This is a genomic window from Arminella tubonensis (genome assembly GCF_003240585.1).
Lineage (GTDB): Bacteria > Pseudomonadota > Alphaproteobacteria > Rhizobiales > Rhizobiaceae > Rhizobium > Rhizobium tubonense.
The window spans coordinates 102,970-116,743 of record NZ_PCDP01000036.1 but is presented as its reverse complement, the minus strand read 5'-3'; the positions used below and the strand labels follow the sequence as shown (position 1 = coordinate 116,743).

At 57.9% G+C, this 13,774-nt stretch carries 13 protein-coding genes and 1 pseudogene; 3 read left to right on the top strand and 11 right to left on the bottom strand.

Annotation, left to right across the window (positions count from 1 at the left end; translation table 11 throughout):
• Position 1: 1 nt before the first annotated feature.
• Complete coding sequence (locus CPY51_RS15425; RefSeq protein ID WP_111161409.1) at positions 2-1,171, bottom strand: Tm-1-like ATP-binding domain-containing protein; 1,170 nt, start codon at positions 1,169-1,171, stop codon at positions 2-4.
• A gap of 161 nt (positions 1,172-1,332) precedes the next feature.
• Between CPY51_RS15425 and CPY51_RS15420 the strand changes: the two genes are divergently transcribed.
• Positions 1,333-1,968, top strand: coding sequence for a hypothetical protein (locus CPY51_RS15420; RefSeq protein ID WP_111161113.1), 636 nt, complete (start codon positions 1,333-1,335; stop codon positions 1,966-1,968).
• On the opposite strand, the gene CPY51_RS15415 is transcribed toward CPY51_RS15420, so the two are convergent.
• From CPY51_RS15415 to CPY51_RS15380, 8 genes are all read right to left on the bottom strand, one after another.
• A complete protein-coding gene (locus CPY51_RS15415) occupies positions 1,943-3,676 on the bottom strand; it encodes a phosphoenolpyruvate hydrolase family protein (protein ID WP_275540476.1) in 1,734 nt (577 codons plus the stop codon). The two genes, CPY51_RS15420 and CPY51_RS15415, sit on opposite strands and share 26 nt — an antisense overlap.
• Before the next feature lie 75 nt (positions 3,677-3,751).
• Positions 3,752-4,864 (bottom strand): ABC transporter ATP-binding protein, encoded by a 1,113-nt coding sequence (locus CPY51_RS15410; RefSeq protein ID WP_111161112.1) that lies wholly within the window; start codon positions 4,862-4,864, stop codon positions 3,752-3,754.
• Between the two features lie 32 nt (positions 4,865-4,896).
• Positions 4,897-5,685, bottom strand: a complete 789-nt coding sequence (locus CPY51_RS15405) for an HAD-IIA family hydrolase (RefSeq protein WP_111161111.1) — start codon at positions 5,683-5,685, stop codon at positions 4,897-4,899.
• A complete protein-coding gene (locus tag CPY51_RS15400) occupies positions 5,678-6,451 on the bottom strand; it encodes an SDR family NAD(P)-dependent oxidoreductase (RefSeq protein ID WP_111161110.1) in 774 nt (257 codons plus the stop codon). The genes CPY51_RS15405 and CPY51_RS15400 overlap by 8 nt, the downstream gene beginning before the upstream one ends.
• On the bottom strand, positions 6,451-7,389 hold the full coding sequence (locus CPY51_RS15395; protein WP_111161109.1) for a ribokinase: 939 nt from the start codon (positions 7,387-7,389) through the stop codon (positions 6,451-6,453). Before CPY51_RS15395 ends, CPY51_RS15400 begins: the two co-directional genes overlap by 1 nt.
• Positions 7,386-8,246, bottom strand: coding sequence for a carbohydrate ABC transporter permease (locus CPY51_RS15390; RefSeq protein WP_111161108.1), 861 nt, complete (start codon positions 8,244-8,246; stop codon positions 7,386-7,388). The genes CPY51_RS15395 and CPY51_RS15390 overlap by 4 nt, the downstream gene beginning before the upstream one ends.
• Before the next feature lie 11 nt (positions 8,247-8,257).
• Positions 8,258-9,214 carry a carbohydrate ABC transporter permease gene (locus CPY51_RS15385; protein ID WP_111161107.1) on the bottom strand — a complete coding sequence of 319 codons (957 nt, stop codon included), beginning with the start codon at positions 9,212-9,214 and terminating at the stop codon, positions 8,258-8,260.
• 57 nt (positions 9,215-9,271) lie between these two features.
• Positions 9,272-10,660, bottom strand: coding sequence for an ABC transporter substrate-binding protein (locus tag CPY51_RS15380; protein WP_111161106.1), 1,389 nt, complete (start codon positions 10,658-10,660; stop codon positions 9,272-9,274).
• Between the two features lie 256 nt (positions 10,661-10,916).
• On the opposite strand from CPY51_RS15380, the gene CPY51_RS15375 reads away from it, so the two are divergent.
• The gene (locus tag CPY51_RS15375; protein WP_111161105.1) at positions 10,917-11,291 is read left to right on the top strand and encodes a CidA/LrgA family protein; all 375 of its coding nucleotides are present in this window, start codon (positions 10,917-10,919) and stop codon (positions 11,289-11,291) included.
• Entirely contained in the window at positions 11,284-11,982 is a 699-nt protein-coding gene (locus CPY51_RS15370; protein ID WP_111161104.1) for an LrgB family protein, read from the top strand. Before CPY51_RS15375 ends, CPY51_RS15370 begins: the two co-directional genes overlap by 8 nt.
• A gap of 12 nt (positions 11,983-11,994) precedes the next feature.
• Here CPY51_RS15370 and CPY51_RS33440 read toward each other — a convergent pair.
• Together CPY51_RS33440 and CPY51_RS15360 are read right to left on the bottom strand one after the other, a co-directional pair.
• Positions 11,995-12,144, bottom strand: a pseudogene (locus tag CPY51_RS33440) (exodeoxyribonuclease III); the annotation flags it as partial.
• A gap of 403 nt (positions 12,145-12,547) precedes the next feature.
• A complete protein-coding gene (locus CPY51_RS15360) occupies positions 12,548-13,765 on the bottom strand; it encodes a hypothetical protein (RefSeq protein WP_195909534.1) in 1,218 nt (405 codons plus the stop codon).
• Positions 13,766-13,774 lie beyond the last annotated feature (9 nt).

Genomic DNA, 13,774 nt, shown 5'->3' with positions numbered 1-13,774 from the left:
TTCAGACCACCTCGCTTTTCAAGTTTTTGACAAGCCAGTCGACCGCTGCATCGGCAAAGCCTGGCTCATTGATGTGGAAGGGGACTTCCAGAAGGGTGGCAGTATCTGGGAGCGTGCTCTTCAGACCCTTGAGCCAAGCCTTGTTCGCTTCTGGGTCGTGAAAGGCACCACCTTCCCGGTCGTAATCAGAGACGCCCCCCGCGGGCCACAGCACGCACACAGGTCCAACGGCTTCACCCAGCTTAGTGCCAGTGCGACGACCGATCTCTCGCGTCTCATCGGGCGTGGTCCGCATGAGAGTTGTGTAGGGTGTGTGTGAGTAGAACTTTCGGCCGGCATATTGTGCAGGCACGCTCGATGCTACGCCAAAATTGACCATGTCGACGGCGCCCGGTGCGATGAGCTGGGGAATACCCTTCAGGCCTGCTGCAGTCAGCCTCTCAGCACCGGCGCTGGCTGTCCCGCCCAAAAGTTCGTCTGCAAGCTCAGTGGTTGTCAGATCAAGAACGGCGTCAAATTCACCGGCTTCGATCAGCGCTTCCATCTTGCGCCCCCCGGCGCCGTTTGCAGGGAACACAATGGCTTCGACATTCTGATCTGCGAGGAGGCGCACGCACCGGTCTACCGCGGGCGTTGTCACGCCGAATGCCGAAATCGCGACGATCGAGCGCCGGGCATCTTGTCGCGGCGAATAGCGCATCGCGGCGATGGCTTGTGCTGCGTTGGTGAGAATTCGTGACGTGAATCCGTTTATACCAAACAGGTCCACAAGGGTCGGATAAAGGAGGATGTCGCTTGTCTTGGCGAGTTCCGCGAGCAATGCCGGTCGCGCGCTCGATACGAGGAGTTTGGGAAAACCGTACGGAAGATCCGCTACGACTTCTCCGAACACGCCACTGCCTTTGCCGCCGGCGATGCCAATAACTGCGCTGATGCGCCCGGCCTCGTACATTCCGTGTACCGAAACACGGGCACGTTGAGCGATCGCCGAAAGAAGGCTTGCCGGATCGTTCGATCGATCTGAAGCGGATGCCGTCGTCCCGACGTCGACGAGCACGATTTCTCTACCGGACTTTGCGATCATGTCCGAAACAAAGGACACCTCGGCACTCTTTGTATCCATCGTGGCTACGATGGCGATCGCGTCCGTGGTTGATGCAGCGCTGGTCATTTGGAAAGGGTCCCGGCGTGGCTCGACGACCACCCCCGAGAGCAGCGTAACTCTGACAATTGATCCTCCCTTGTATCCGCTTGCTTCCTGAGCAATCCTAAGAACGAATAGCCGCTGCTCCTGACGTGAAGAACCGCGGGCAACACGGGAGATGGGTAAAGTTGGGTACATGGGCGATCATTGGACGAGCGGAACAGCGGGACGGCGACGACCTCGATGGTTCTTCGCGCGACGGCATAATTATTGCGCCAGCGCTCGGCGTCCTTCAGAGCGGGGCTCCTTTAGTTTTGGCGACACTCCCTGTTGTCGACTGGAACTCCGAGCTTGTGAAAGCGCTGACCGAACTTAAGCGCCCGGTGGGCCCCAACTGCTTTGCGGCAGTCATGATGATTGATCCGTTCACCCTGTGGGAAGACCTGGGCGATCTGCTCGCGGAGCGAGGCTTCGCTGGAGTTGTCAATTTTCCTCCGGCCTCCCTGTTGGAAGTGAAGCAGGTCCAGACATCGACAGATGAAGGCAACATGATCGAGATAGATCGGATGAAATGGTTTCACGACGTCGGATTTGGGCTCGTCTATACCGCGTCGCGCGTGGAAGAAATAAGGAACGTGGAGCAGCGCCTGTCGGGCCTGCTCGAAGCGATAGTCAACGTGCCTGTGACATCCCTCGGACGACCTCTCAGCGACACTCTAGAACTTGAGCTCGATCCAACGCTCAATGTTGAGCGCCAAGGACTTCCGCCGGTCCTTTCGTTCACGTCTGCAGCCGGCGCTACTCCAGAATCCGTAGCTTCCTGATCTTATTGTAGAGCGTCTTTCTCGAGAGCCCGAGAGCCCGCGCCGTCTTGCCTCGATGCAGTTTGTTGCGCCGCAACGCGTCGATGATCCACTCCCGCTCGGAAAGATTTGTCGGTTCCTGGATCGCAGGCTCGACGCCGAGAACCGATCGGATGTGATCCGCAGCGATCACGACGTCGGCAGGCAGAATGGCCAACTGTTCGACGACGTGGCGGAGTTCTCGAACATTGCCGGGCCATGAATGGCTCGCGAGAGCGAGAAATGCAGAATTCTCGATCGCCAGGGCGCCTGCCGACGCATTTCCTTTCGTCTCGATCGTAAAATGATGGATCAACGCCGGAAGGTCCTCCAGGCGATCCCGCATTGGTGGAAGCACGATCGCAAGCCCAGCAAAAGCCTCCCGCAGGCGCGCGGTGATGGGCCAATCCGAGGGACGGCTTCGGGCAGGGATCGTACAGGTCGCAATGATCTTAGCCTCGGCCCGTGTCGTGGTCGCGCCGTTCTGGGCGGTATAGGTTCCAGTTTCCAGGAGGTCCGCAAGCTTGTCCTGCTCTGCGGGCGAAAGGTCATGAACATGAAGAATGACGAGTGATGTTTCCGCAGCTGTCTCAAGCACAGAAATCCGGCGTCGCGTATCCTTGTCGGCTTCCAGCCCGAAAAGCGCGACCGCATTCTGACTTCCAGGCGTCGGGCGGCAGGGGAACATGACAGGTTTCCGATGCTTGCGACCACCGAGAGAGTGAACGAGGGAAGCGACCCTTCGTTTGCCAGCGCCGGTTTCTCCGACGATCAGAACGGGATTGGTTCCGGCTGCCAGTCTTTTCGCCGCATCGAGTGCCTTGTTCATGGTGGCCGACCGCGCGATGACGCCGTGCCTGTAGCCGTTAAGCTGAAGCTGGCGCTCAAGAAGATCGACCTTTTCGCGTAGGACGTTGATGGTCTTAAAGCCGGAAGTCATCTCCAGAACGGACGTCTCAAGTGGCACCCGGTCGAGCGAGGACCCGCCGATGAAGCCCTGCGTCCCGGTTTCCCTGCAGACATCCATCAGCTCTTCCGGCTTGGTGATGGGACCGCCTCCGAGCAGGCAGACGACATTGCGATCGATACTGTGGACGGTCCTTGCGATGTCTCGTGTTCTTGCAGCCAGTTCAGCAAGACCTATCGATGACGCTGACTGGGCGGTCTCTGCAGGATTGAGGTTGAAGTTCATGGCAATCGCTTCGACGCCCGCCTCCACCATGCGCCTCGCCTCGCTCTGCGTGCGTGTGTAGGCGATGGTCATCATCCCCCGTTGCCGAGCCTTCACGAGAAGCTCGACCTCGCGCTGATAACCCAGATTGTTGTCCTCTAGGATAGAGCGTCGCGGTTCATCGAGATGTATCACGGAGGGGAAGTTCGTGACGCCGGCAAAACCCCATCTCTTGAGCCGATCGAGAAATGCATCGAGGTCCAACGCAGGATTGAACGTGCAGGAGCCGAAGAAGACAGGGAGGCGTGTGCTGCGGAGGATTTCGGAGCGGCCAAAACCCTCCACGAACGCGTTGCTGTCCCGCAAGGGAAGGATAGACGCCGGCGACGATCCGCCCATCGCTCTAAAGCGGCCGGCGTTGAGGGCCAGGACAAAGTCGGCTCCGGCCCGCTCGGCGGCGCGCGCCGTCATGCCGGAGCCAATTGCGGCCCCAAGCAAGAACGACCTTGAATCATTCAAAAACTGTCTGAGCCCGGATATGGCAAAAAATCCTGTGTTTCGACGTCAGCAGGATCGGCTATCCAGCACGAAGTTTCAACTCCAGCTTTTCGGGGCCTGAAGTCTCGAAAGAGCTTTGCCATCGTCTGCGAAGACATGACAATCCGACACCGCAACGGCCAATGAAACCTTTCCCTGCCTTCCGAGATGGAATTGATCCCCGGGAGATCGGGCGACGACGCTTTCGCCCAGAGCCGTGCCGTATAGATAAGTCGCGCTGCCAAGGTGTTCGACGAAGTCGACATCGATGTCGAGGATCAGTTCGCCAGCATTTCCTGACGGCGAGATGAAGTCGTCGGGGCGGACGCCGAGCGTGACTTTTGTCCCGGGTCCGACAGCGGTGCCATCAACGGGCAGCCAGTGACCGTTGGAAGCTACTGCAACCTCCACCTGGCCGTCATTCCTGGAAAGAACCTGGCTCGGAAGGAAGTTCATGCGGGGGGAACCAATGAAGCCCGCGACGAATTCAGTGGCCGGTCGATGATAGAGATCGTGCGGGCTGCCGACCTGCTCAATGCGGCCATCCTTCAGCACGACAATCTTGTCCGCCATGGTCATCGCTTCGACCTGGTCGTGGGTCACGTAGATCATCGTGTTGCCGAGCTGGCGATGGAGCTTGGCAATTTGAACCCGCATTTGCACGCGCAGTTCAGTGTCGAGGTTGGAGAGCGGCTCGTCGAAGAGAAAGACTTTTGGCTCCCTGACGATCGCTCGGCCGATGGCGACCCGCTGACGCTGGCCGCCTGATAGCTGCTTTGGCTTCCGGTCGAGCAGATGTTCGATCTGCAGGAGCTTTGCGGCGTCGTTGACCTTCGCGGCGATCTCGGCTTTCTTCACTTTCGCCATCCGTAGAGGAAACGCCAGATTGTCGCGGACAGTAAGGTGCGGATAAAGCGCGTAGCTTTGGAAGACCATCCCTAGGTTCCGGTCTGCGGCGTCAACGCGGTTCACGATTTTGCTGTCGATCTTCAGCGTGCCGCCTGTGATCTGCTCGAGCCCACCGATCATTCTCAGCAGCGTCGACTTGCCGGATCCGGACGGTCCTACGAAGACCACGAACTCGCCATGCTCGATCTCGAGATCGATGTCGCGAAGGATCTCCAGACTGCCATATTTCTTTCGAATGCCCTCGAGTTGGACGTCGGCCATGTGTTCCTCCTTTAGATGGGTCGTACGCCTCCTCAGCGCGTGACCGGTATTTCCTTAAGCGTTGCGATGGTGAAATCGGGCGGCAACAGGCTCGCGTCCTCCACCGGCGGTACTCCCGTTGTAACGAGCACGCAGCAGAGCCCCGCTTTCTTTCCCGCCTGGATATCCGTCGGTATCTGATCGCCGATCATCAGTGTCGACGAGCGATCGGTCCCAAGTCGCTTGAGCGCCGCCTCGATCATATGAACTTCCGGCTTGCCAACGATGATCGGGCGGACACGCGCCGCTGTCGCAACGGCGGTCAGAATTGCGCCTGCGCCCGGCTCGAAACCGGTCGGCGTCGGCAACAAAAGATCGGGATTGGTCCCGATCAGCAGCGCGCCTTTCAGGATAGCGTCGACCGCAATTCGAAGTTTCTCATGGCTGATTTCGCGGTCGAGACCCATGACGACGACGGACGGATCCTTGTCGGTGATTTCAAGATCGGCTTCGGAGATGGCCTTCTTTAAAGACGGCGCGCCGATGACATAGACACGTGTTCCTTCGGGAAACCTCTGCCGCACGATCTGGGCAGCCGTCACCGCCGAGGTGACGACGTCATCCAGAGTGGCATCGAGGCCGAACGAAACGAGCTTAGCCACGACGTCCTCTGCCGTGTGCGTCGAGTTGTTCGTCACGAAGCAGTACGGGATCCCGTCCGCTTTCCAACGTTTGAAGACCTCGACCGCGTCTTCGATCGGGGTCTTGCCACGGTAGACCACGCCATCGAGGTCCGACACAACGCCCCGGATAACCGGCCAGGCAGATTGCAGCTTATCCATTCATCAACATCCCGCCGTTCACATGCACGATCTGTCCGGTGATATATGTCGCTGCGGGCGTCGACAGAAAGACGGCCAGACCTGCCACGTCCTCGGGCGTACCCACTCGGCCGAGCGGAATTCTCCCAGCGTGACGCGCTTCCGTCTCCTCGCGAGGACGACCATGCATAGGTGTGTCGATAATGCCAGGTGCGACGCCGTTCACGTTGATCCCGAATGGTGCGCACTCGTAGGCCAGGAGCTTGGTCAAGTCATGGACAACGGCTTTCGAGAAGCAGTAGTCGGCGCCGCCTGCCTGGTAGTTGAACACGGCGCCTTGGGAGGAAAGCGAAGATCCGATGTTGACGATGCGCCCGCCGCCATCCTTCATGAAACGGTTGACCACCAGCTTCGAGCACAGCAGAACTGCCCCCGAGTTGATTTCCATGGTCCGGTCGATCTTTGCCTTGTCGCCAGACAAAAGCGTTTCACCGGATTTTATGCCCGCATTGTTCACAAGGACGTCGATACGGCCAAACCGCTCGGCAACCGTGTCCATCACCCGGCCGATGTCCGGCTCGCTTGTAACGTCCATCGCCAGCGCGACGACGCGATCTCCACCCTCAACCGTAGCAAGCGTTTTGTCGAGCGCATCCTTATTCGCATCAGTCGCGATGACCGTCGCGCCGCTCTCCAGGAACGCAGCCGTGATCGCGGCGCCGATACCGCCGCCTGCACCGGTGACGAGGACCGTTTTGCCCGACATCGTGAAAAGGGAATTGGTCATTATATCTCCATAAGCGTTTTGTGATTGAGAAATTCGTCCACCTCGGCGACCGATGGCATGGCCTGCTGAGCGCCCCTGCGGGTGACACAAAGGGCCGCAACTGCCATGGCTTGCCGAACTGCGGCGCGGATTGGGGTGCCGGTCGCAAGGGCTGCGGCAAATCCCCCGTTGAAGGCGTCTCCCGCTGCAGTCGTGTCGACGACGACGACCGGGAAAGCCGGCACCAGGAACGTCTGATTGCCGTCAGAGAAGTAGGCCCCGCGTTCGCCAAGCGTTATAAGAGCGGCCTTGGGCCCGAGCGCCAGCAGGGCGTTCGCAGCCTGGGCTGCTTCCTCCATCGACACGATTTCGATACCGGTCAGCTCGTATGCCTCGGACTCGTTCGGTGTGACAAAGTCCACCTTCGACCACGCGTCCCGCGTCAAGCCGTGCCGGACCGGCGCGGGGTTGAAGATCAACGTGAACCCGCGTTCGTCCTTCAGGGCGAACAATCGCTCAAGGGCGGCCGTGGGAAGCCCCATTTCGGCGACGACGATCGCGTCCTTCTGGATGTAGTGCGCGGCGCCTTCGATGATGTCAGACGTTACATTCGCATTCGCGCCGGGATCGATGACGATCATGTTTCCGCCGTCGTCGCCAACCATCACGAGGGCCGACCCAGAGACTTCACCCGAGGCGATCTGGACAGCTTGCGTATCGACGCCTGCGTTGACCAGCGAACGCAGAAGCTCGACGCCGGCTTCGTCATCACCGAGCCTTGTGAAGAGCCGCGGTGTAAGGCCGAGCCTGGCGGCAGCAACGGCCTGATTGGCGCCTTTGCCGCCTGCGTTTCGAACCAGAGATCCGATGAGGCTCTCGCCCGGTGTGGGCAGACGCTCGACGTTGAAGCAGAGGTCCAGGTTGGTTGTACCGAAGAATATCAGAGGGCGCGTGCTCATTTGACCGCTCCGAAGGTGAGGCCGCGTTCGAGATGGCGTTGTCCGAACACGATCAGGATCACAGGCACAATCATCGTGACCACAAGTCCCGCTGCCATCACCGGGTAGAATTGAACGCCCGGGTTGAGCAGCTTGAGAAGAGCAACGGTTACGGGCGCCTTCGTCGAGCTCAACATCAAGCCGAGCGCGAAGTTGTGCCAGGCAAGCAGAAACACGAGCAGCGATGCGCCGATCAGACCGGTCTTCAGCAGTGGAAGCACAATGTGAAGAACAACGCGGACAGGCTTTGCGCCGTCGATAGCCGCCGCTTCCTCAATGTCCTTCGGGATGTCCTCGACATAGGAGCGGCTCAGCCAGACAATCATTGGAAGAGTGATCACCTGGTAGACCCAGATCATCCCAAAATAGGTGTCATACAGGCCCATCGACTGGAAGAGATTGAAGAGCGGGATGACGACGAGAAGAACGGGTGCGAACCGGAACCCAAGAATGAAAAACGCAATGTCTTCCTTAAAGGGTACCTCGCGACGGGCGAGGACGTATCCTGCGGGAACACCGACGACAAGCGAGACGACGACCGATCCAAGTGCGACGACCACGCTATTGATAATCGGCGTCAGGAAGTCGACCTTGATGGTTCCGTAGCTGGTCGCACCGGCCTGGGCGACATCGAACAGCACCCGGAAGTTTTCCAGCGTCGGAGTGAACAAGAACGTCGGCGGCCAGGCCATGACCTCGTTCTGGTCCTTGAGCGACATCATGACGATCCAGACCAGCGGGAAGGCAAGGACCAGGGCACATAGCGCCACCAGGACGTTCAACACGAGGGTTGTGATTGGTTTGCGTGTAAAGTCCATGAGTTTCTCCCTCAGTGCACCCGGCGGCGGACCGCCTGCCAGGCTCTGACCATCAGTGTTGCCCCGATCAGGACGATCAACCAGTTCACGACCATCATCGCCGCCCCCCGACCGAACGTCAGGTTTTGAAACGCCGAGATGTAGGCTTGGACTGAAAGTGCAGAGGTCGAATTTCCGGGACCCCCTTGGGTCGTTCCGAAGATGATGTCGAATTGGTTGAAGGATTCGATGAGGCGGAAGACGGCCGCAATGAGGATATAGGGTGCGACGAGCGGCAGCTCGATATTGATGAAGGTCGCCCAGGATCTCGCACCGTTGATGCGCGCTGCCTCTCGCAAGTCATCGGTAATCCCCTGAAGCCCGGCGAAGATGATCAGGGCAAAAAATGGCGTGTAGGTCCAGACATCGATCAGGATGATGGAGATCAATGCGGTGGCGGGACTGGAAATCCATAAAAACGGGCCCATCCCAACAAGCGAGAATAGGTAGTTCAGGATGCCACTCTGAGGGTTCATCATTGTCGTCCACATCAAGGCCACGCTCATCGGCGGAAGTACCAGTGGAAGTAGAATGAACGGCCGCAGCCAGCGCGCCAGCGTTACACCGGTTGCAAAGAGCTTCGCGATCGCCAAACCGATCAGTGCCTCGATGAAAACCGCGGACAGGGCGTAGACGATGGTCACCCGCACAGAATTCCAGAAGTCGCTCGTCTTCATGAGCGCGATGTAATTGGCAAAGCCGACGAAACGGACCACCGGTCGGCCAAGGCGCATGTCGGTAAGAGACTGATAGACGCCGTAGAAAAAGAGAACGAGGAAACCGAGCAGGATCAGTATCGCGGGAGCGATGACAAGGAGGCTTACCCAGTCGACCTTGCGTTCCGCGTCTTCCGTTTCCGCTGCGTGAAAGGTTTTGGCTGACGATGCCTCCGATCGCAGCGACACCACCTTCGAAACGTGAGATGTCATGGCATTCTCCATTTGTCCTTGAAGGGGGTGGCGGGTGTGCCGCCACCCCGCCCGTTCTCAGAGACCCGCGCGGACTTCTTCGGCCAGCGCGTGGAGCGTGGTTTCGACATCGTCACCGTTGACCATCTTCTGCATGGCGACTGCCCAAGCGTTCATCGCTTCGCCGAAACCTACTCGTGGCGTGAATGCCAGGGCCGCTTGGTCCTGAGTGGTTTTGAAGCTTTCGACGAAGTTGTTGAACTCGGGCTGGGATGCGTAATCGACCCAAGCCTTGTCAGCCCAGGTTGACGTACGCGGAGGGTTGACGAGTTTGCCAGCGACGGCGCCCGCCAGTGTTACCTTCTTCGACGTCGCCCACTGCATGAAGAGCCAGGCAGCGCCCTTTTTCTCGGACGCAGCGTTCATGGCGAGCGACCAGATCCAAATGTTGGAGTTGAAGGACTTGGCACTCGGAGCATGGAGCGGCGGAGCGAATGCGATCTTCCCCGAAGCGGGCTGACCCTTCACGTCGTTCCAGAAGCCGAACATATTGGAGTCGATCGCCATCGCTGTGCGTCCGGACGAGATTCCGTCGACGACCTGGTACCAGTTGTCATTGGCGAAGGACGGCGCTGCGCACTTCTTGATCATATCGACGTAGTCTTTGTGGAACGCGATGGACTCTGGCGAGTCGAGACCGGTGTCGAGCTTGCCATCCTTCATGACCCAATCCTTCACACCATAGGACTGCGCGATGGAAACGGCGGCGGTGTGGATGCTGCTCCAGAAGCGGACCCCGCGAACGCCAAGGGGTGTGATCTTGGGATCGGCTGCCTTCAGCTTTTCGCAGGCTGCTGCCATCTCTGGCGGAGTGGTTGGTACCGCGATCTGGTATTTGTCGAGGATGTCCTTGCGATAGAAGAGCTGGATGTTCTCGAATGCGTGCGGAATTGCCCAGACTTCGCCGCCTTCTCCTGGTGCGATCTGACCATCTTCTATCTTCCAGGTCAGCGCCGAACGCAGTGCTGGGAAGAAGTCATTGTAGTCGTAGGACGCATCGGTGAGCGTCGGATCATTGAGATACTTGTTCAGGGGCTCAATAGAACCGCTCGGCGCGAGATCCCATGCCGGCTGGATGCCCGTACCGAAGACGTCCCACGCAGGAGATTTCGTGGTGAGCTGGATCGTCATTTTACTCCAGTAGGAGTCGTCCGGATAGAGTTCGGGCGTTACCTTGATCCCAGTCAGTTTCTCAAATTCCGGAAGTTCAGCGCTGAGGGCGTCAGCATACGGATGGATGTCGTAGGCCCATGTGATCGTGGTGCCCTCGAACTGTCGCCAGTTCATTTCGGCCGCGGCGGCAGAGTTTGCTACCGCGACAGACGTCGCAAGGAGCGCAGTCCCCATGAAACAGCCCTTGGCTGCATGGCGCGCGCTTCTGTAAAAAGTGCCTATCGTCGAATGCATGCTTTTCCTCCCTTGGAAATACCGATGGTTCCAGATCCACCACTCCGTATCCCTGGTGAACCACAAGAGAGGAAATACGCGATGATCGACAAAGGCGGCGGCAAAGCAGAGTGCATTGTGGGTAAAATTGAGTAAGGCGAGCCGGAGTCTCATAGGCTTTTGATGTCGGAATCTTGCCGCACAGGGCAGCGGGTTCTACCAGTGCCGTATCTGGCGGGGACAGGTCGCGCCCCGTCCTGAGCCAGGAGGCACGGTCATGATCGTCGGCATTGCAACGCTCCTCACCTTCCAGCTCATCGGCGAAATCCTCGCCTATGAGATCGGTGGTCTCGTACCCGGTCCGGTTCTGGGGATGGCGCTGATAGCAATTGCGCTACTGACGATGGCGAAGTGGCAACGCGTACAGAGTGCTCAAAGCCAGACAATCGACACGTCGAAAGCGATTTTGGCAAATCTCGGGATTCTATTCGTTCCCGCTGGCGTTGGCATTGTGAAGCATATCGACGTTTTGGTCGCGCACGGGCTCGCCCTGCTCGCGCTCATTGTCGTGTCGACGGTGATCACCCTCGCCGTCACGGTGTGGTCGTTCGTCCTTGCGAAGCGGATCTTCGGAGGTGCGTCTGATGAGTGACGGTTTGTGGGTCTACCTCGCAACCTCGCCGCTGCTTTGGCTAAGCGGAACCTTGGTAATATGGATCTTCGCAACGTTCCTTGCCGGACTGAGACCCAGCAATCCGCTGTTCAACCCGACACTGATGTCGATTGTAATCATAGCCCTCATCCTCTACCTGACCGGCATCGATTACCAACGATACTTCGAAGGTGCGCAGTTCATTCACTTTCTCCTGGGGCCAGCGACGGTCGCACTGGGGATCCCGCTCTACGAAAAGTTCGCACTCGTGAGGCGGAATCTGTTGCCGATGATCGTCGCCTTAACGGTCGGAAGCCTGACGGCGGTAGGATCCACGATCCTCCTGAGCGAGGCGCTCGGATTTCCTGAGTTCATTACGGCTTCTCTCGCGCCGAAATCCACGACCGCGGCAGTCGCCATGGCAATATCCAAAAGTCTGGCCGGCGATCCGTCTTTGACTGCTGCGGTGGTCGTTCTCACCGGGATCTGCGGAGCGGTCGTTGTCACCCCGATGATGAATGCGATGGGCGTGCGTGATTACGGCGCCCGGGGTTTCGCAGTCGGATTGGCATCACACGGGATAGGTACTGCGCGAGCCTATTCGGTGAACCCAGTTGCAGGGTTGTTTTCGGGCATCGCAATGGGCTTGAATGCTATAGTGACGTCCATAGTCGTGCACATCTTTCTGTGAGGGCCTCCGTCATTACTCACTCTTTTTCCGCCGGATCTGATTGTCTGATAGCTCGATCCAAACCGGCGCGTGATCGCTGGTATGCTCCCAGCCGCGGCCATGCCTATCGACCTCAGCCTTATTCAGTCGCTTGGCGAGGTCGGGACTGAGCATATGAGTGTCCGGTAAACGGCCGTTTTCTGGACAGCGGGCTGGTCCGCAAGAGTGCACCACTTCCGCGGCTGTTGTTATTCGGAAATATGCACAGGAATCAAAGCTCCGAAAATGGGTGCAGAGTCCAGACCGGATTCCCACGCCTTGAAGGGAACCGAACCGCCGACCCCCTTAGTTTGAATGGCATACGATAGCAAAAGAGGAGAGAATTTAAGTGCTTAGTATTTTAGGTGTCGCCATAAGGAATTTCGCTGCTTCGACAGGGTTCGGACTGTGGAATATCTATTCAGGCGTTCCGAGTGGATGAAGAGCAATTCACGCAAACATAAGACATAATCCCAAACTTCGCGCCCATGCCGTATTTCGTGTGTCGATAATATCATGATCAACGTCGGCGGACGAGCGATGAACTTTAGCGCTCATTGATGGTTCCCCAAGGACAATCTCTATGCCGGCTCCACCACTCAAGGTGACTTCCATGCAGGAGGAACGGCTCCCAGTCTTCGGGAGAAATTTTGTTTGCTTCACGTCGAAGGCTAAGGCGATTGCTGTCAAAAATTTGCGGCAACACCCATTGAAAGAATGCCTCTCGATCGCCGCGAACGCCCCCAAGGAAGAGTGGCAGTACCCGCTCGTACGGGAACATCGCATACTCGTAGATGTTTTCCGAACCTACTCGGGCTGCACACCAAAACCTGGAGCCGAACGTCGCACTGCCGGTATGGCTGACTTTGGGCACCAGAGGCAAAAGGCTTGGCCCAACTGTGGTCTCAACCTGCAACGACTCGAACCAATGGCGCACGCCCTCTTCATCCCAGTCGTACCCGTCCTTCAGGATCAGAACCAACCGTAGCGCCGCCAGCGCTGCAAAAGTCGCTACTGAATTTTCTCTCTGAGAAAGCGAGGCATTCAGTTCCCGAAGAATTTCGAGAAGGCGACAAAGGCCCGCAGAGTTGTGCTCAGCGATTAAACTCACACGCTTCAAAAGTCGCTTATTGTGCGAATGATAAAACGCGGCGATCTCCCCGCGTAAGTTAGGCTCAATTTCCTTTCGGTGCGGATTCTGTGCCATATGTGCATCTGGATCTTTGTCGCGCCATTGAAGTTGAACAAGCGCCTTTTCAATTGAATCAGAGTAGCGGATGTCTACCTCATCACTTGCCTCAATCGCCTCAGAAACGCTCCGTTTATCGACGTCAGCGACCCCGATAAAGCGAATATAGCCCGTTGGTTGGGCCTCAGTAACTCTGGCATCGAGATATTCACGTACACCAGTGAGCTCCCTTGGCCCATCTAATAGATTAAGCCGCGCCAGAGCCTCTGCATCCGACTTCCAACTGCGCAACAGCTCAACAGGAAAGGACCCTGCGTCTCCATCAACTAGGCGATGACAATTCCGGCAGAGCCAAATGCCATTGCTAAAATGGACTCGTTGCGCCACTGACAGCCTCGGATCGAAACGCGGCCCGTCAGATGAGGCCGCAGTGATATGCGCTCCTTCACCGATATTTAACACACCGAAGTCGGTCTTAGGGCCGATAGTCAACCTTCTACACCCCGGTCTAGAACAAATTCCAGCGACCCGATCTCGCAGTTTACGCAGAGTTGTTAAGTTAAAGTTTTCGCGCATGGGCGTCAC

Bases quoted from the DNA above. Each gene is read 5' to 3' on its own strand.
- CPY51_RS15425 (WP_111161409.1), bottom strand. From the start codon at position 1,171: ATGACCAGCGCTGCATCAACCACGGACGCGATCGCCATCGTAGCCACG.
- CPY51_RS15410 (WP_111161112.1), bottom strand. From the start codon at position 4,864: ATGGCCGACGTCCAACTCGAGGGCATTCGAAAGAAATATGGCAGTCTG.
- CPY51_RS15405 (WP_111161111.1), bottom strand. From the start codon at position 5,685: ATGGATAAGCTGCAATCTGCCTGGCCGGTTATCCGGGGCGTTGTGTCG.
- CPY51_RS15400 (WP_111161110.1), bottom strand. From the start codon at position 6,451: ATGACCAATTCCCTTTTCACGATGTCGGGCAAAACGGTCCTCGTCACC.
- CPY51_RS15395 (WP_111161109.1), bottom strand. From the start codon at position 7,389: ATGAGCACGCGCCCTCTGATATTCTTCGGTACAACCAACCTGGACCTC.
- CPY51_RS15390 (WP_111161108.1), bottom strand. From the start codon at position 8,246: ATGGACTTTACACGCAAACCAATCACAACCCTCGTGTTGAACGTCCTG.
- CPY51_RS15385 (WP_111161107.1), bottom strand. From the start codon at position 9,214: ATGACATCTCACGTTTCGAAGGTGGTGTCGCTGCGATCGGAGGCATCG.
- CPY51_RS15380 (WP_111161106.1), bottom strand. From the start codon at position 10,660: ATGCATTCGACGATAGGCACTTTTTACAGAAGCGCGCGCCATGCAGCC.
- CPY51_RS15375 (WP_111161105.1), top strand. From the start codon at position 10,917: ATGATCGTCGGCATTGCAACGCTCCTCACCTTCCAGCTCATCGGCGAA.
- CPY51_RS15370 (WP_111161104.1), top strand. From the start codon at position 11,284: ATGAGTGACGGTTTGTGGGTCTACCTCGCAACCTCGCCGCTGCTTTGG.
- CPY51_RS15360 (WP_195909534.1), bottom strand. From the start codon at position 13,765: ATGCGCGAAAACTTTAACTTAACAACTCTGCGTAAACTGCGAGATCGG.